Annotated in this window: 17 protein-coding genes and 1 riboswitch; of the genes, 4 read left to right on the forward strand and 13 right to left on the reverse strand. The window is 30.9% G+C overall.

The genetic code is table 11. The features are described from left to right. Positions 1–4 precede the first annotated feature (4 nt). The 11 genes from hpt to PTSHG_RS03885 all read right to left on the reverse strand — a co-directional run bounded on the left by hpt (position 5) and on the right by PTSHG_RS03885 (position 8731). Positions 5–538 (reverse strand): hypoxanthine phosphoribosyltransferase, encoded by a 534-nt coding sequence (hpt, locus tag PTSHG_RS03835; protein WP_019107575.1) that lies wholly within the window; start codon positions 536–538, stop codon positions 5–7. Then, the gene (gene tilS, locus PTSHG_RS03840; protein ID WP_019107576.1) at positions 525–1859 is read right to left on the reverse strand and encodes a tRNA lysidine(34) synthetase TilS; all 1335 of its coding nucleotides are present in this window, start codon (positions 1857–1859) and stop codon (positions 525–527) included. The genes hpt and tilS overlap by 14 nt, the downstream gene beginning before the upstream one ends. Positions 1860–1903: 44 nt before the next feature. Continuing rightward, entirely contained in the window at positions 1904–2281 is a 378-nt protein-coding gene (locus PTSHG_RS03845; RefSeq protein WP_019107577.1) for a S1 RNA-binding domain-containing protein, read from the reverse strand. Between the two features lie 16 nt (positions 2282–2297). After that, complete coding sequence (locus PTSHG_RS03850) at positions 2298–2648, reverse strand: FtsB family cell division protein (RefSeq protein ID WP_019107578.1); 351 nt, start codon at positions 2646–2648, stop codon at positions 2298–2300. Positions 2649–2674: 26 nt separating this feature from the next. Next, the gene (locus PTSHG_RS03855; RefSeq protein WP_019107579.1) at positions 2675–2917 is read right to left on the reverse strand and encodes an RNA-binding S4 domain-containing protein; all 243 of its coding nucleotides are present in this window, start codon (positions 2915–2917) and stop codon (positions 2675–2677) included. 402 nt (positions 2918–3319) lie between these two features. After that, entirely contained in the window at positions 3320–3526 is a 207-nt protein-coding gene (locus tag PTSHG_RS03860; protein ID WP_026088834.1) for a hypothetical protein, read from the reverse strand. Positions 3527–3799: 273 nt separating this feature from the next. After that, positions 3800–4078: a non-specific DNA-binding protein Hbs gene (locus tag PTSHG_RS03865; protein ID WP_019107581.1), complete on the reverse strand. Its 279-nt coding sequence runs from the start codon at positions 4076–4078 to the stop codon at positions 3800–3802. 133 nt (positions 4079–4211) lie between these two features. Further along, a complete protein-coding gene (locus PTSHG_RS03870) occupies positions 4212–5129 on the reverse strand; it encodes an SAM-dependent methyltransferase (protein ID WP_019107582.1) in 918 nt (305 codons plus the stop codon). 134 nt (positions 5130–5263) lie between these two features. Further along, a complete protein-coding gene (locus PTSHG_RS03875) occupies positions 5264–6220 on the reverse strand; it encodes a histidine racemase CntK family protein (protein WP_019107583.1) in 957 nt (318 codons plus the stop codon). Between the two features lie 119 nt (positions 6221–6339). Beyond that, positions 6340–7512 carry a methionine adenosyltransferase gene (metK, locus tag PTSHG_RS03880; RefSeq protein ID WP_019107584.1) on the reverse strand — a complete coding sequence of 391 codons (1173 nt, stop codon included), beginning with the start codon at positions 7510–7512 and terminating at the stop codon, positions 6340–6342. Between the two features lie 129 nt (positions 7513–7641). Then, positions 7642–7734: riboswitch (SAM riboswitch) on the reverse strand. Between the two features lie 43 nt (positions 7735–7777). Then, positions 7778–8731, reverse strand: a complete 954-nt coding sequence (locus PTSHG_RS03885; protein ID WP_019107585.1) for an AEC family transporter — start codon at positions 8729–8731, stop codon at positions 7778–7780. An 86-nt stretch (positions 8732–8817) separates the two neighbouring features. Here PTSHG_RS03885 and PTSHG_RS03890 point away from each other — a divergent pair, with 86 nt between their 5' ends. The 4 genes from PTSHG_RS03890 to PTSHG_RS03905 all read left to right on the forward strand — a co-directional run bounded on the left by PTSHG_RS03890 (position 8818) and on the right by PTSHG_RS03905 (position 13140). Beyond that, positions 8818–9726 (forward strand): stalk domain-containing protein, encoded by a 909-nt coding sequence (locus tag PTSHG_RS03890; protein WP_019107586.1) that lies wholly within the window; start codon positions 8818–8820, stop codon positions 9724–9726. Positions 9727–9758: 32 nt separating this feature from the next. Next, a complete protein-coding gene (locus PTSHG_RS03895; protein WP_019107587.1) occupies positions 9759–9962 on the forward strand; it encodes a DUF1858 domain-containing protein in 204 nt (67 codons plus the stop codon). A 66-nt stretch (positions 9963–10028) separates the two neighbouring features. Further along, positions 10029–12032: a YcdB/YcdC domain-containing protein gene (locus PTSHG_RS03900; protein ID WP_019107588.1), complete on the forward strand. Its 2004-nt coding sequence runs from the start codon at positions 10029–10031 to the stop codon at positions 12030–12032. A 64-nt stretch (positions 12033–12096) separates the two neighbouring features. Beyond that, positions 12097–13140, forward strand: coding sequence for a polysaccharide deacetylase family protein (locus PTSHG_RS03905; RefSeq protein WP_019107589.1), 1044 nt, complete (start codon positions 12097–12099; stop codon positions 13138–13140). 428 nt (positions 13141–13568) lie between these two features. On the opposite strand, the gene gltX is transcribed toward PTSHG_RS03905, so the two are convergent. Further along, positions 13569–15044, reverse strand: a complete 1476-nt coding sequence (gltX, locus tag PTSHG_RS03910; protein ID WP_019107590.1) for a glutamate--tRNA ligase — start codon at positions 15042–15044, stop codon at positions 13569–13571. Between the two features lie 18 nt (positions 15045–15062). Further along, positions 15063–16625, reverse strand: a complete 1563-nt coding sequence (locus tag PTSHG_RS03915; RefSeq protein WP_019107591.1) for an S-layer homology domain-containing protein — start codon at positions 16623–16625, stop codon at positions 15063–15065. Positions 16626–16635: the final 10 nt, after the last annotated feature.

Genomic DNA, 16635 nt, shown 5'->3' on the forward strand with positions numbered 1-16635 from the left:
CTCATTATTTTGAATATACAGACTCGTCAAGTATTCCAATAAAAGGAAGAGCCCTATATTTTTCATCATAATCCATTCCATAACCTATAACAAAGTTATCTTCTATTTCATATCCATTATATTTTACAGGTAATTCAATTTGTCTTCTGCTTGGTTTAGACAGCATAGTTACAATTTCTATAGAATTTGCACCTCTAGACTTTAAAACTTTTGTGAGATAACTTAGCGTCACACCAGTATCAATTATATCTTCTACAATTAAAATATCCTTGCCAACAATTGAAGTAGAAATATCCTTTAAAATTCTAACTTCTCCCATTGACCTTGTTCCTTGATAGCTAGAAACATCCATAAAATCATATTCAAGGTCTAAATCTATTCTTCTCATAATATCTGCCATAAAAGGAACTGCACCCTTTAATATGCCAAGCAAAAATAAATCCTTGTTCCTATAATCTTCAGTTATTTTCTCCCCAAGTTCTCTAACCTTATTTTGAATTTCTTCTTCTGTAAAAAGAACTTCCTTAATATCTGACATTTTTAACCTCCAAAACGAGTTTATTTAAAGTATTATCATCTATCTTGACATCTTCTGAAATATCCATGCCCATAATATAGATGATTTTTTCTTCATCACAAATAAGACCTATCTTATCTCTCTTTAATCTATCAACCTTTCTGTCTATAAAATAGTCCTTTAACTTTTTATTATTCTTCATTCCAAGAGGCTTAAACCTATCGCCCCTCTCTCTAGTCCTAATATAAAGTTTCCCTTTAATTTTATCACAGTCTATAGTTTTTATAAAGAAGTCTCCCTTAGAATTCGAGCCATCTTTTGAAATAAAAATTTCGCCAAAATCTGTCTTATTAATACCCAAATTTAATTTAGACTCAGCTTTAACTTCCTCTTTTTTGTCCTTCTCTACAAAAACTTTATCATAAGACTTTCTTGAAATAATATTACTGCCAAGATAAATAAGTCTTCCGCTCTCGCCCAATATTAAATCATAAATATTTAAAATATTATCTCTATTTAAAATATTTTCACTGTAAAAATTTTTTTCTAAATAAGTTTTTATAATTTCATATGCAAGGAATTTGTGAAGTTTTTTCATCTCACTAACAATAAAATAATTATCTTTTACACAATTTTTATAATTATCTATAAGATTACCTTCTATAAAATCAACTGCATCAGAAGCATTTTCAGAAAGTCTCAAGATAGAATCAACAATATTGGGATTTAATTCCCCTAACTTTGGAATTAAATTTAATCTGATTTTATTTCTAGTGTAAATCTCTTTAAAATTTGTTTCGTCATTTACATATTTTAAGTCATTTTTATGTAAATAATCTTCTATCTCACTTCTCTTTATATCTATTAGAGGCCTAAAAATATCTTCATTGACTTCAGAAATTCCAACTAAACCCTTTAGTCCCGTTCCCCTAATTATATTAAATAAAATAGTCTCCGCCCTGTCATTGGCATTGTGGGCAGTTAAAATTTTCCTGCCCTGAGAATTTTCCCTAAAAAATTTATACCTCAAAATTCTTCCTGCTTCTTCAGATGAAAATTTATTTTCTCTTGCATATTCATCCATATTTACAGTTTTCGTAATACAATTAATATTGTAGTCTTTGCAAATTTTTTTTACAAAGTCTTCATCTCTTTTAGCAGTCTCACGAATGCCATGGTTTAAATGGCAAACTATTATGTCTAAATCAAAGTCATCTCTTAAATCCATAAAATTGTAAAAAAGATACATTGAATCAGCTCCACCAGATACTGCAAGAGTTAATTTATCGCCTTTTTTTATAATATTTAATTTTTTTAAATTTTCAAAAAATAATTTATCCATAACAAAAAAAGTGGTAGAACTATCAAAAGATAGTCAACCACTTGCTAATTTCTAGAATTCCTCTTCTTAGTCTTTTGATTATATCTTGCTCTTGCTTCATCAAGTTTAGTATTACTTTCCTTTAGGAATTTGCTCAAAATATCTTCAAATCTTGAATCCACTTTCTCATCTTTTGGCTCTTCCTTCTTTTCCACTGCATCCTTAATTGAAAGAGCAATCTTTCCCTTTTCGTCGATACTAAGAACCTTTACCTTAACTTCGTCGCCTTCCTTAATGTGATCATCAATGTTTTTGACAAAAGTATCTGCAATCTCTGAAATATGTACTAGACCACTTTTGCCTTCCTTTAAATCCACAAAGGCTCCAAATTTAGTAACCTTACTTACTACACCTTCAACAATATCGCCTGGCGATAACTCCATAATTTCCTCCTAAATTTTATTTATTCAAATTTTTATTATTAGAAACTTTACCTTCTTCAGAGAATTTGGTTTTAGATACTTTTTCCTTGTTCTTATCCACATAGATAACCTCTCTAGGCTTAACCATTCCCAAATCTTCCCTTGCTACTTTCTCAACAAAGTCAGCTGAAGAAGAATTTTCAAGTTCTGAATTTAAGTTGTCTATTTCAAGTTTTAAATTAGAAATTTCTTTTTTATTCCCAGAAATAATTTCAAGTTTTTGGTTTCTTATGGAAATTGATTTGCCAATCTTCACAGACCCATATAAAACAGAAAATAAAATAATTACGGCAAGGGCCACTGGAAATTTTTTTCTCTTAGTTTTCATTAAATCTCTCCAATTTAATCCTATTTTCAATCAATTCTTTGGTAAAGAGTCTCTGCATCCTTCTTACTATTTACATCAGAAATATCCAAGACCTTGACGCGAATTTCTCTTTCTCCAAGCCTTAAAGTCAAAATATCATCTATGTTGACATCGTCTGCTGGCTTGGCAACTTTGTCATTAATTTTAACAAGACCTTTTTCACAAGCCTCTTTAGCAATAGTTCTTCTTTTAATAAGTCTTGAGTTTTTTAAAAATTTATCTAATCTCATATTATACTCCATATAAGAATATATCAAAAAAACAAGAAAGTTTCAATACTAAGAAGAAATTTGAGTATAAAAATATATGGTCTAAGATTTCTCTTTAAACCATATATTCATAATTTACCTTTTCTAGCATTAGCTATTGTAAAGCTCGAAAAAGTACCTTTCTTTTAGATTACTTTTGAAAATCTAGTTCTATGTAAGTGTTTAATCTTTACTAAAACCTTTTAATTTTACCACTTAACTACGTAATTTATTGATAAGTAAAAATAATTAAATATTATTAAGATTAACATAAATACTATCGCTGACTTTTCATAACCTTTTTTGAAACTTTTATACATAGCTAGAAGATACATGATTTGTAGTATAAAGTATAAAATTGTATACTTGTCTGTTAAAAAATATCTAAACATTAAAATTTACCTTCTTTCTACTCCAGTGTACTGTAGTTATATACCCTCCTTGAGGATCATATATTTCAGAGTTATAATATCCTTCAACATGAGTTCCTTCAATTTTATATTTACCACTTTTTATAACTGTACACCCTATTGATACACCTGCTAACGCTCTAGCTGCTCCAAAAAACATTCCGACATGTCCGCCTGCCACTACCGCTATTGCACCTGCTATTACTGCTATGGATGCTCCTTTTTTCCAAGAAACTCTAAATGTTTCTGGTCCAAAATATGTCCAACCACTATTTAATAAATTAACTTTTAATTACATATACTTAAGTCCTGAAAAGTTATCGTCTTTATAATTCTTCATTATACAAAAATAGTGCAAGATAGGAATTAAAACCTTCTTACACTATTCTGTGCTAAAAATAGTTCTTATGCTACTTTATTACCTAGTTTAAAGAAACATAAGTCCTTCTTTTTATTACTTATTAACAGCTTCTTTAAGAGCTTTACCTGATCTGAAAACTGGTGCTTTAGATGCAGGAATTTTAATAACTTCTTCTGGATTTCTAGGGTTTCTTCCTTCTCTAGCTTTTCTTTGTCTTACTTCGAAAGTACCAAAGCCAACTAATTGAACCTTTTCTTCCTTTGCAAGAGCTTCTTGAACAGAAGAAATAAATCCGTTTAAAGCTTGTTCAGCGTCTTTTTTAGTAAGACCTGATTTTTCAGCAATATTTGCTACTAATTCTGATTTGTTCATTTTATATCCTCCTTGAAGAATTTTAATATCTTTTCTTAGAATTGCCATGTTTCATAAAACATCGCGCACTCATAAGGGCACGCAAACCTAAGACTGTTACAATTATAACTCATGTTAGATTTATTTTCTACATTTATTTTAAAAAAATCGCTATTTTATCCAATTTTTTATAGATTTCTTCGAAAATTTGGCGCAAATCTATTAGACCATCATTGTCTTTTATCAAAATTAAGAAAAATGACAATGCTAATAAGTCAATTTCGTCATCATAATCCATGGAAAGTTCCTCTGATTTTCTACTTATTTCATTTTTTATCTTTTTAAAAAGATCTTCATCTAAATAAAAATCTTCATTTTCTATAAGTTTTGAAATCTTATTTAAAATAATATTGATGTTTTTACCCTTTGTTCTTGGAACATATACACAGGATTGATGATTGTAATCTCCAATCCTTGGAAGTTCATAAATTTCAACTTCTCTTACAATTTCATCATCAATACCAGCGTTTGTAATTACATAAGCTTTATCTTTTTCATCATAAATCTCTTGTAGTTCAAGAGACAAATCCGATGCGATTCTCTTGTTGTAGACTTGAGTGATTAAAGTGTCACGTCTTGTGTCAAAATCAAATTTATCAGAATCAGAATCCAAAAACAAAAGTCCATCCACTGCATCTCTTCCCACAGCTGCAAGAACTGGTTCAATAAAAGAAATTCCATTAATGATTTTTATTTCAATACCTTTTTCTATTAATAATTTCACAGTTTTTTCTGCAACTAGAGGAGTTCCTGGCACAAAATAATTTATATCTTTCTCTTTTGATTTTTCAATTAAAACATCAACTATTTTAGAATAAACTGCATCAAAACTTTTCATCTCATCGTATAGATAGTCAAAAGACTCGAAATTTATATTGTTATCTTCAAAAAAAGAAAGCGCCTCATGCCTTTCTGTCCTGAGAAAATTTTTATTTCCATTCTTCATAATTTTTACTGCTTCAAGAGTTAAATCTTTGGCAGAAGTGGAGCCAAGCCCAACAACATTTATCATTTTTATCACCATTTACATTATATCAGCTAGTCTTGAAAAAATCTTTTATTTATCTCATACTTTTAATCATAAAAAAAGAGAGGTCGCCCTCTCTTTAAATCTTTTTATAAAATTTCTTCAATAAAGCTCAAAAATTAATCAAACCCGAATTTTTTTCTCATTATTTCAAGTTCTTCATCAGTCAAGTCGTTTTCGTCAACTTCAACCTCAACTTTTTCTTCAGCCATTTTTTTCTTGTGTTCCTCAACAAGTTTATCGTGTTCTGCAATTACCTTTTCAACTACATCTTGTGGAATATCAATTGATTTCTTTTCTACTTCGGAAAGTTCAACTTCTCCGCCAACACATAATTTTTTTCCATCTTCAAACTCATAAACAAAAACTTCAAGTTCTCCTGCTGGATTTTTTATTGAAATCTTGTAATCTTCGTCAAGAGAATTAACATCCCCTGCAAGGTAATTTACAACAGCAACTGTTCCTGAACCGCATGAACTTTCTCTCATTAAGGTGTCTGAACCTTCTACATATACATAAGGAACCATTTCATTATTTTCTCTATTCAAGAAAATAATTCCATAGGCATCATCTTTGTAATCCTTTTTGAGGATTTCAAGTGCTTCTTGGACAAATTTTTCGTCTTCTTTTTCTTCAACTATAAGATGACTTATACCAGGAAGTTTTATTAATTTATAAACTTTTCCAGCTACTTCAAAATTTTTAGTTTCAATTGGTGCATCCATTGCTACATAAGCTTTTTGATTTTTTACATCAGCAATTACATCAGTAGTTCCTTCATGACCACTTACATAAACCTCAATATCAACAAGTCCATCAGTGTCATAAAATCCTGCAGAATAAAGTCCATAGGCTCTAGTTGCATTGGCACAAAATTCTCCACCCATCATGTCCATTCTTAGTGGAGCGCCTTCGTAAGCTGGCGAAATAAATCCAACTTGCTCAACATCTTTATCTATTTGTTCGATTATACATTTTGTGTAAGCTTTTCTATATCCAGGATAAACTGGTGCCACTACAAATCCAGTAATATTTCCACATGGGTTTGCTCTAAAATATTTAAAACTTTTCTTCATAATCATCCTCTTCTCGAATCTAAAATTTTGACTTTCAAAATTATTATACCATACTAATTTAGTGTTTTTATCTAAGCACATATTTTGACCCGATTTTTTATTTTTAATTCATTATTAACTTATTTTAAATATTTTTTTAAATCTTCTGCTCTGTCAGTCTTTTCCCATGGAAGGTCTAAATCATTTCTTCCAAAGTGACCATAGGATGCAGTTTGTCTATAAATTGGTCTTAGAAGGTCAAGGTCGCGAATAATTGCAGCTGGTCTCATGTCGAAGTTTTCCATGATAATTTTTTCGATTTCTTCATGAGATAATTTACCAGTGCCAAAAGTTTCTACATATACAGAAGTTGGTCTAGCTATTCCTATTGCATAGGCAAGTCCAATTTCAACCTTATCAGCAAGACCTGCTGCAACTAAATTTTTTGCAATATATCTTGCGTAATAAGCTCCAGACCTATCAACCTTTGTTGGGTCTTTTCCTGAGAAGGCTCCTCCTCCATGTCTTCCAAAACCACCGTAAGTATCAACAATAATTTTTCTGCCAGTAAGACCTGCATCAGCCATTGGTCCCCCAATTACAAATCTACCTGTTGGATTGATAAAATATTCTGTGTCCTTATCAATTAATTCTTTTGGAACAACTTTTTCCACAACTTCTCTTATTATGTCTTCTCTAATTTTTTCCATTGGAATTTCAGGTGCGTGTTGTGAAGATACTACTACATTTTTAAGTCTTACAGGTTTATCTTCTTCATATTCAACCGTAACTTGAGTCTTGCCATCTGGTCTTAAATAATCAAGAGTTCCATTTTTTCTCACTTCAGTAAGTCTTCTTGAAAGTTTGTGTGCAAGGGAAATTGGAAGTGGCATAAGTTCTTCAGTTTCATTTGTAGCAAAGCCAAACATAATACCTTGGTCTCCTGCTCCAAAGGCATCAAGTTCATCCACTCCAGCCTCTTTAAATCTATCAACTCCCATGGCAATATCTGATGATTGCTCTTTTATTGCAGATAAAACTGCACAGGTTCTTCCATCAAAGCCATACTTTGCCCTATTGTATCCAATATCTTCCAAAACTTCTCTAGCTGTCTTTTCAAAGTCAACATAAGTTTCCGTTGAAATTTCTCCAGTAATAACTATCATCCCAGTGGATGCCATAGTTTCACAAGCCACTCTTGCATTTTTATCTTCTGCCAAAATTTTATCCAATATTGCATCAGATATTTGGTCGCAAACTTTGTCAGGATGTCCTTCAGTTACGGACTCTGAGCTAAATTGCCATTTTTTCATTTTTTAATTCCTCCATTTTAAATACCCTTGATTTAATGTATGAATTTATTTTATATAAAAGTCTAATTTATCTTGAAAACCAAAATATATCCATAAAAAAATCCCCACGCAAAAAGTGAGGACCATTAAACCTCATCTTTCAGATAAAAATCTGTGGGATTTAGCACCAACTAGGTTGCCGGGTTTCAAAGTGCCCATTCACTCCACCACTCTCAATAAGGTATTATTTTTTTAGTTGTAATGTGATTATAACATCAACATTTACTTAATGCAATAGATTAAAATAATTCATAAGAGAAATACCAACTGGATAAGTTATTATACTCATTACAAAACTAAGTGTTATTACTTTAGATGCAAATTCATAGTCAGAATTCATTTGCTTAGTAAAAATAAAACAGTTGGCTGCACATGGCGTTGCCCAAAATACATAAGCTATGCCAAGTTCCATATTTGTAAATCCAAGTTTTACACCTATAGGAATAAGTAAGGCTGGTGCAATAACTGTCTTTATAAAGGCTGAAATAAACATGAGCTTAAAGTCATTCTTTGAAGATTCAAAGTTTAAGCTTGCTCCAATTAGTATAAGAGACATTGGCGTAGAAATTTTTGCCACCATCTCTATTGCCTTGTCCACTCCTTGATAGACAGGTATGTGTAAAAAATTAAAAATTGCGCCAATTACCACTCCTGCAATCATTGGATTTTTTAATATTTTCACAATTATTTCAGTAATTGAAATCCTTTTATCGTGAGATTCACTATAATATGTGAGAAGAATAATTGCAGAGATATTGTATAGAGTAAGTCCAAAGGAAATTATAACTATCATGTGTTCCATTGAAGGTGCACCATTATATATAATATCTAAAATTGGAAAGCCAACATATACAAAGTTTGAACGATAGGCACAATGCACAAAGGCTGATAACTTTCTCTTGTCTTTAATTTTAAGTGTCTTTGCAATAATTATTGAAATAGCAATTATAAAAATTACACCCAAGAGTATATATGCCACATATTTAGGATGAAGAGATGCAATTCTCGCATTTTTTATATCGTAAAATAATTTAAAGGGCAGGGCAAGATAAAAGACTATCCATGTACCCTTGTCAACAAAATTGTTGTCTATGTATCCCCTTTGTCTTGCAAAATACCCAAGGAGTAATACAAAGAAAACGGGCGATACAATATTAATTCCCATCAATAAATTTTCCATTTAATCACCTATTTAATTATAGGGCAAATAATTTCTCTTGTCGAGGACCATATTTTAAAATACAATAGACTTGGGAGGTAATAAAAATGAAAAAATTTATAGCAAGTCTTGCAACATCACTTGTGCTTTTTTCCAGCATGAATGTTTTTGCAGGAGCAAAAGTTTCTAGCCAAAATATTGTACTCGATGGAAAGGACACTGGTGTTAAGGGATACAATATAGAAGACAACAATTATTTTAAACTAAGAGATGTTGCCGCACTACTTGATGGGAAAGATGCTGAATTTAGCGTAAGTTATGACAAAGACAGATCTAGCGTTATGATAAATAGCAAATCTGACTACAAAAAAACTGAAGAAGATTTAAAACCACTAAATGATAGCAAGTCCGAAATAAAAAAATCTAATCACATTGTTTATGTAAATGGGACAAGACATTCTTTTAATGTCTATACTATTGATGGCTACAATTACTTTAAGTTGAGAGAACTTGGGCAAACTATTGGTTTTGATGTAAAATTTGATGAAAAAAATAACAGCGTAGTAATAGATTCAAAAGCAATTGAAGGCTTATCTCTTGCAAACAATCAAATCGAACTTAAAATAGTAGATTACAAAACTAGCTACGATGAAAAAACTTTAGATATTATTAAAAATCCTAAACTTGATATTGATAACTTCTTATCTAATGTAACAAACAATATCCTTGCTGATGAAAAGGAAGGACAAATTACTTCAGATGCCATCTATATTAAGTCAGAGAATATTGTCGAAGTAATACCAAATTCTACTAAGTTCAATGGAAAATTCACTTACAAGCCTTTAATAATGATAGAACAAGGCGAAAAATCTGAAGTCTTTCCTTATGAAGGCAAATTTGAAGTTGCAAAAACTTTAACTTCAAAGGGCTTTGATTCAACTGGCGAATTTGAAATAAGTTTAGGCGCAAAAACAGAAGATCATTTTATTAAATACTCATCTTTTAAATATAAATAATTTTGGGTATAATCTAATAGGAGGTGTTTACATTGGAAATTAAAAAAGAAATGTTAATTGGAGAAATTCTTTCAAAAAAACCTGAATCAATTGGTACTTTAATGAGCTTCGGAATGGGATGTATCATGTGTCCATCTTCTCAAATGGAAACTCTTGAAGAAGCTGCCATGGTTCATGGTATAGATCCTAATATGCTTGTAGCTGCACTTAACAAAGATAGCGAAGCAGAAGCTTAATTTAAGCTAATTTGAAGAGGCAGATGCCTCTTCTTTTTTTACATATTTTTACTGTGGGGGGATATTATGAAATACAAAAAATTTATTGTTGCCGCATCAGCTTTATTACTTCTTTCATCCACTTTTGCAAGTGAACTAAATAAAAACAAGAATGTCATGAATGATGAAGCAGTTTCTGTGGAAGTTACTGCAAAGGAAAAGGAAAAAGTTGAAAAAATCAAAAAAATATTTAACATAACAGGAGATTATAAATCTTTTACAATTTCAAAGGAGCCACTAGATAGCGACACTGGAAGCAAATATTTGAATAAGCTTGTCAAGGGCAAATATATCGAAAGGTATAGATGGTCCGATGAAAATCTTGGAGGAATAGACATAATCTATAACAGCGATGGCGAATTTATTTCCTATAACAAGTGGACAAATGATGGCGAACAAGACAAAAAAGTTATTCTTAAAGATGAAGCTCAAAAAATGGCTGAGGATCTCTTGAAAAATTTAATAAAAGATTTTGACAAAAAATACACTCTTTCTAATTATGAAGTTTTCAGGGGAAGTGGCGACATAAACATAACTTATCAAAGAATTGTAAATGGAATTCCACTAGCTGATGCCTTTATAGATGTAAATATTGATAGCCGTTATGGTTTAATAAGCAATATTTCTTCTACAGGTGTAAATTCCTATGCTTATTCTTTTTTAAAGGATTCTGATTTTAAAAATGATAAAAAAATAAATTTAGATGAAGCCAAAAAAATATTCTTAGAAAAATCGCCTCTGATCCTTTCCTATAAAATTAACGAAAGAGATGACAGTGTAGAAAAAGTTTATCACACAAAAGTTGTTGACATTGACGCAAAGACTGGCGATGTAGTTAAAGAAAAGACAGATTTAAACTTTATGCCTTATGCAAAAGCTGAAGCGGCAATGGATTCTAGTGCTTTAACAGAAACTGAAATCAAAAAAATTGATGGGCTTAAAAATATTAAATCAAAATCTGAGGCAAAGAAAATGGCAACAGAAATTGTGGGTAAGGATTTTGAGATTGCAAATATTGCTCTTTACTCTGACGATGACAATTATTATTACAGAATGACTCTCGAAAAAGAAAAGAACTATGGAAACATTGTTTTAAATGCCAAAAATTTAAAATTAGTTAATTTTGACATTTGGTCTGATAAAAAAGATCCTAAAAACAAGGTTAAAGAAGAAGATGCAATAAAAACTGCAAAAAGTTTCCTTGAAAAATATGGCGACAAGAGTGAATTAAACCTAGAAAAAATCACAGTTGAAAAATCAGACCTAGGTACAAATATTTTCTTCCCTAGGTATGTAAATAAGATACCTGTAATTGATGAAGGTGCTAAAATCTTTGTAAATGGCAACAATGTCGTAACAACTTATGATAAGAATTCATCTAAGCATGATTTTGATAAAGCAGAAAATATTGATTTCACAATGGAAGAAGCAAACCAAATTTATCTAAACTCTAAAAATTTTGGTTTAAAATATGAAATTACTGACAATGGCCCAAGGCTTTTATATGGAACAATTAAAAGGATTGAACCTATAATTGGAAAAGATAAAATTTTGAGAGACTCCTTTGGCGAAATAGTTAATTTCAAAGAACAAATTAATTACGAAGACTTTGATCAAGCAAAAAATAAAGAAGCTTTAAATTCTCTAAAGGAAATGGGAATTGGATTAATTGGAAAAAATTTATCTGACAAAGTAACTTACAAAGAATTTTATTCTCTAATAGCAGAAGATTATGGAAAAGATTCTTATTATAAATCAAGATTTGACATTGACTATAAAGCATTAAAAGACAAAAATATCACAGAAAAAGATATAGTTAAGAGTTTAGTTATAAATAATGAGCTGGAAAAATTCACAAAAGCAAAAAATATTTTTAAAGATGATTTGTTTAAAAATCAAAAGTCTTTAGGCGACTATGAAAATTATTATCTAGTGGCAAGGGGCTTTGGCTACATTGATAAGGAAATAAACCCAGATGAAGAACCAAGTCTTGAAGAAGTTTTATACATTATATATAACTCAATAAAGTAATTGTAATTCTTTTGTAATTGCAAGTTGCCTCTCACTGATGTATATTATCAGTGGGAGGTTTTTTATGACCCAAACAAATTACGATACAAACAATTATACAAATAATAATGCAAATTATGATAAAAGAAAAAAATTAAGAAGACAAAAAGCAAGAAGGAGAAAGAGAATAAGACAATTGATTTCTATTTCAATTTTTGCACTAATATTCATTTTTATATTTTCAAAGATTTTCTCTGCAATAAAGAAACCAAAAGACGAAGTTTCCCCTGCCCTTATGTGGTACTATGCCAATGAAATAAATAAGGACAGGCCAAGAAAATATTATTACGATCCAGAATATATATCAAATGTTGCACTGGATCCACTACTTCGCATGGAAGATGAATTTATAGTAAAAGGTTCAAATCACTTGAAGAAAGCTGACAAATACGCCTATGATACAAAAGAAATTCGCCACTACATCACTAAAAATAATTATGGTGGCGACAAAAAAATCGTGTTTTTAACCTTTGACGATGGTCCTAATAATTCTATAACTCCGCAAGTTTTGGATATTCTAAAAAAAGAAAATGCTCGTGCAACATTCTTTGTTGTTGGCAAATCCATTGGCGATAAAACTGCAGGTCAACTTCGTAAAATTTTAAAAAATGGAAATTCAATTGCAACCCACTCTTTTAGTCATGACTATGACTATCTCTATCCAGGAAGAGTCGTTAATCCTGAAAGGCTTTATGAAGAAGTAGTTAGGACTAATGAAAGACTAAAAAATATTCTAGGACCTGACTTTCATTCAAGCGTCTTTAGATATCCTGGCGGTCAAATGTCTTGGCAAAACACAGCAGCAAGCAATTCCCTATTAGAATCCAAAGGAATTCACTGGATTGACTGGAACAGCCTTGTTGGCGATGCAGAAAAAAAATCTGTGAGACCAACTACTGTAAGTGGCTTTGTATCTTATCTTGATAAAAGTCTTAATGAAAATAAAAACACAAAGATTGCCGTAGTTCTTGCCCACGATGCAAGAAATAAGCAGTTAACTGCTGACTCACTAACTTCTGTAATAAAATATTTTAAAGACAGAGGCTATGAGTTTGGCGTTTTAAAATAATTTCAAGCTTATACAAGAACTTCATAAAAAATAAGAGGACTGATTTCAAATGATTAAAAAAAGAAAATAATTAAAATCGGATTTTTGTGTTTCTATTACTTATTATTTGTAAATAGTTTTGGATTATTATCCGAAAATTTTTCAATTTTTCCGAATTGGAATTTATTAATTAATTATCTTGGTCTTAGTACAAAAGAATTAAGCATATTTTACAATTTTAGATTTTCTATTTTTACTTTAATCCATATTATAATTTTAATCACACAAATAATTTCCATAATTATTGGAATACTTATTATTGTTGAAGTTTCTAAATTGTATAGTTCTTTTAAAGAATAGTGTTAGTTTTTAAGACAAATTTTAAGAGGGAAGATTTACTTATCTCCCCTCTTATTTTTTATACATAATTTAATTTTATCTAGTTCAAATTAAAGTGAATTTTTAATTTTTTCTGCTCTTTCAATTAATTTGTCTTTACCAAGAAGATAAATAATATTTTGCATTTCTGGTCCATGAACATTTCCTGAGATTGCAGCTCTCACTGGCATGTAAAGTTGTTTTCCCTTTACTCCAGAATCCTTTTGTACTTCTTTCATTAGTCCCTTGGCTGTTTCCATATCTATTTCATCGTGAGATTTTACAATCTTTATAAAGGATTCAAGTAGTCCCTTTACATGATCTTGTGCTAATTCTTCTCTAGCAGAGTCCTCTGTGATTTCAATATCGCCAAATAAGAAGTCAATGTGTTTTGGTATGTCTTCTAACTTGTCACAGGCTTCTCTTACTGTGTCAATTAAAATCTTATACCATTCAAAGTTTCCTCTGATTTCTTCTTCATTTAATAGCCCAGATTTTGTCACAAATGGAATAGAAAGCTCAGCAAGCTTATCTAAATCATAGGACTTCATATAGTGAGAGTTTACCCAATTTAATTTATCTGTGTCAAAAATTCCTCCAGACTTACCTACTCTTTCAAAGGAGAACTTTTCTATTAATTCATCCATTGTCATAATTTCTTCGCCATCTTCTGGTGACCAACCAACAAGAGCAAGATAATTTACAATTCCTTCAGGCAAATATCCTCTATTTCTAAAGTCTTCAACTGAAACATCGCCTTGTCTCTTTGAAAGTTTTTTTCTGTCCTTGTTTAAAACTGTTGGAAGATGAACAAACTCTGGTGCTTCCCAACCAAAACATTCATACATAAAGACATGCTTTGGAGTTGATGGTAGCCACTCTTCTCCTCTTACAATGTGAGTGATACCCATTAAGTGGTCATCAACAATTACAGCCAAGTGATAAGTTGGAAATCCATCAGATTTCATCAAAACTTGATCATCAATTTCATCTGTATTTATTGTAACTTTACCACGAACTGCATCGTGAAATGTGATGTCCTTGTTCTTAGGAAGTTTTAGTCTAACAACATAATCTTCCCCAGCTGCAACTCTCTTCTTTGCCTCTTCAAGAGGAATGCCACGGCAAAGTCCGTCATACTTAGGCACTTTTCCCTTAATTCTTTGCTCTTCACGAAGATTGTCTAGTCTTTCCTTTGAGCAAAAACAATAATATGCGTAGCCCTTTTCAATTAGTTCATCAACATATTTTTGATAAATTTCTAGTCTATTTGATTGGATATAAGGACCACAGTCGCCTACATCTGTAATCTTCCCATCTTTTACAAAGACGCCTTCATCATGAGTGATGCCTGCCCATTCAAGGGATTCAATTAGGTTTTCTATGGCACCTTCCACAAATCTTGTCCTATCTGTATCTTCAATTCTCAAAACAAATTTGCCGCCATTTTTCTTTGCGAATAAATAATTGTATAGTGCAGTTCTCAAACCACCAATGTGTAAATAACCTGTTGGCGATGGTGCAAATCTTACTTTAATATCTGACATTTTTTCATCCTTCCTCTTTTACTTTGCTGTAATTTCTAAAACTTGATAATAAGCCCAGTGATCTCTATTTAGATCTTTAAATGGGTTCTTTGAATATTTATCTAAGAAAGATTTATTTATCTTTCTATCTAAAACTTTATTAAAAATTGTGGCAGCCTCTGCCCTTGTAATCTTATCATTTGGTTTAAATTCATTTTTCGATTTACCAACCATGATTCCTTGACTTGAAAGTATATTTATGGCATCTCTTGCCCAAAAATCTTCCTTCACATCTTTAAAAGTAATAGGATTATTTCCCTCTTGCAACTTCAAATAATTTGCCATCATGCTAGCAAATTGTGCCCTTGTCATTGCTTCCTTTGGTCTAAAAGTTCCATCTTTATACCCAGAAATTAAACCTTCCTTTTCAATAAAGACAATATTATCATAAAACCAATCACTTTCTTTTATATCTCTAAAAGAAGATACATCATTTGCAGATGCCTTGTCATCTATTATTCTTTTTAATACTGAAGCCGCTTCAGCCCTTGTGATTTTTTCGTTGGGAGCGAATTTATCCTTGGAAATACCTGACATATATGGAAGTCTAATTACTTCAATTGACTTTTCAAGCTCTCCCAAAGATTTTTCTATTTCATCACTTGATACTTCACTTTTTACAACAATATATTCAGCTGCTGCAACAGCAGCACGAATTCTTCTTTCATTTTGTAGGCTTGCCTTTGCCGTAGAAAGATTTTTTGCAAAATCAACATAATCTGTCAATTTTTCAAGAGTTTTAATTGTGCTGTAAAGTTCTTTTTCATCATTATTTTCATTTACAAGTTCACTAGATTTTTTAGATTCAATCTTTGCCTTTACAATATAATCTAAACTAGCCTCTTTATCCTTACTTTCAGCAACTATCCTAATTAAAGAGCCTTCTCTTAAATCTAAATTTTCTAATTTAAAATTACCTTCGCCATCAGAAATAGTATTAGCAACAACTTTCTTGTCGATAGCAACTCTAACCATTGCATTTTTTTCAGTATTGCCTATAATTTCATTTGAGCCATCATAAACATCTTTTATAGAAAGAATTCCATTTTGTGTTTTAGTTGATGATTCGAGATTTTTTTGGTCGCTCTTAGTTTCTCCACCCTTATCAACATAACTTAACACAAAAGAATTTTTTAAATTAGAACTTGAACCAACATCATTTTTCACTTTGGTGTCGATTTCAAGATTTAATTTATCGCCCTTTATAACAGAAAGATCATTTGCATTTATCGTAACAATATTTTGATCCTTGCCCTTAATTGATGTCTCCCTAACATCAAGTTTCCCTTGAGACTCTTGTTCATCCAAAAGTTTTGTTTCTTTAACTTCAATTGCCTTATCCAATAAAAGAGTTACGGAAAAAGAAGAATACTTTTCCTTGTAATTTTTTGGCAAACTGACAATTAAATTGTACTTCAAAGAGTCGCCACTCTTTACCTCAGAAAGAGCTGGTTGCTCCAAGACAACTTGAATATCTTCAGCTGCAAAAACATTTACAAAAAGCGTAAAAGCCAACGCTATGTATAAAAAAATTTTTTTCATAAAAACGCCC

Origin of the sequence: Peptoniphilus senegalensis JC140 (genome assembly GCF_000321025.1) — a bacterium.
Lineage (GTDB): Bacteria > Bacillota > Clostridia > Tissierellales > Peptoniphilaceae > Peptoniphilus_A > Peptoniphilus_A senegalensis.

Excerpts from the sequence above, each read along its gene's own strand:
- hpt (WP_019107575.1), bottom strand. The coding sequence starts at position 538 with ATGTCAGATATTAAGGAAGTTCTTTTTACAGAAGAAGAAATTCAAAAT.
- tilS (WP_019107576.1), bottom strand. The coding sequence starts at position 1,859 with ATGGATAAATTATTTTTTGAAAATTTAAAAAAATTAAATATTATAAAA.
- PTSHG_RS03845 (WP_019107577.1), bottom strand. The coding sequence starts at position 2,281 with ATGGAGTTATCGCCAGGCGATATTGTTGAAGGTGTAGTAAGTAAGGTT.
- PTSHG_RS03850 (WP_019107578.1), bottom strand. The coding sequence starts at position 2,648 with ATGAAAACTAAGAGAAAAAAATTTCCAGTGGCCCTTGCCGTAATTATT.
- PTSHG_RS03855 (WP_019107579.1), bottom strand. The coding sequence starts at position 2,917 with ATGAGATTAGATAAATTTTTAAAAAACTCAAGACTTATTAAAAGAAGA.
- PTSHG_RS03865 (WP_019107581.1), bottom strand. The coding sequence starts at position 4,078 with ATGAACAAATCAGAATTAGTAGCAAATATTGCTGAAAAATCAGGTCTT.
- PTSHG_RS03870 (WP_019107582.1), bottom strand. The coding sequence starts at position 5,129 with ATGATAAATGTTGTTGGGCTTGGCTCCACTTCTGCCAAAGATTTAACT.
- PTSHG_RS03875 (WP_019107583.1), bottom strand. The coding sequence starts at position 6,220 with ATGAAGAAAAGTTTTAAATATTTTAGAGCAAACCCATGTGGAAATATT.
- metK (WP_019107584.1), bottom strand. The coding sequence starts at position 7,512 with ATGAAAAAATGGCAATTTAGCTCAGAGTCCGTAACTGAAGGACATCCT.
- PTSHG_RS03885 (WP_019107585.1), bottom strand. The coding sequence starts at position 8,731 with ATGGAAAATTTATTGATGGGAATTAATATTGTATCGCCCGTTTTCTTT.
- PTSHG_RS03890 (WP_019107586.1), top strand. The coding sequence starts at position 8,818 with ATGAAAAAATTTATAGCAAGTCTTGCAACATCACTTGTGCTTTTTTCC.
- PTSHG_RS03900 (WP_019107588.1), top strand. The coding sequence starts at position 10,029 with ATGAAATACAAAAAATTTATTGTTGCCGCATCAGCTTTATTACTTCTT.
- PTSHG_RS03905 (WP_019107589.1), top strand. The coding sequence starts at position 12,097 with ATGACCCAAACAAATTACGATACAAACAATTATACAAATAATAATGCA.
- gltX (WP_019107590.1), bottom strand. The coding sequence starts at position 15,044 with ATGTCAGATATTAAAGTAAGATTTGCACCATCGCCAACAGGTTATTTA.
- PTSHG_RS03915 (WP_019107591.1), bottom strand. The coding sequence starts at position 16,625 with ATGAAAAAAATTTTTTTATACATAGCGTTGGCTTTTACGCTTTTTGTA.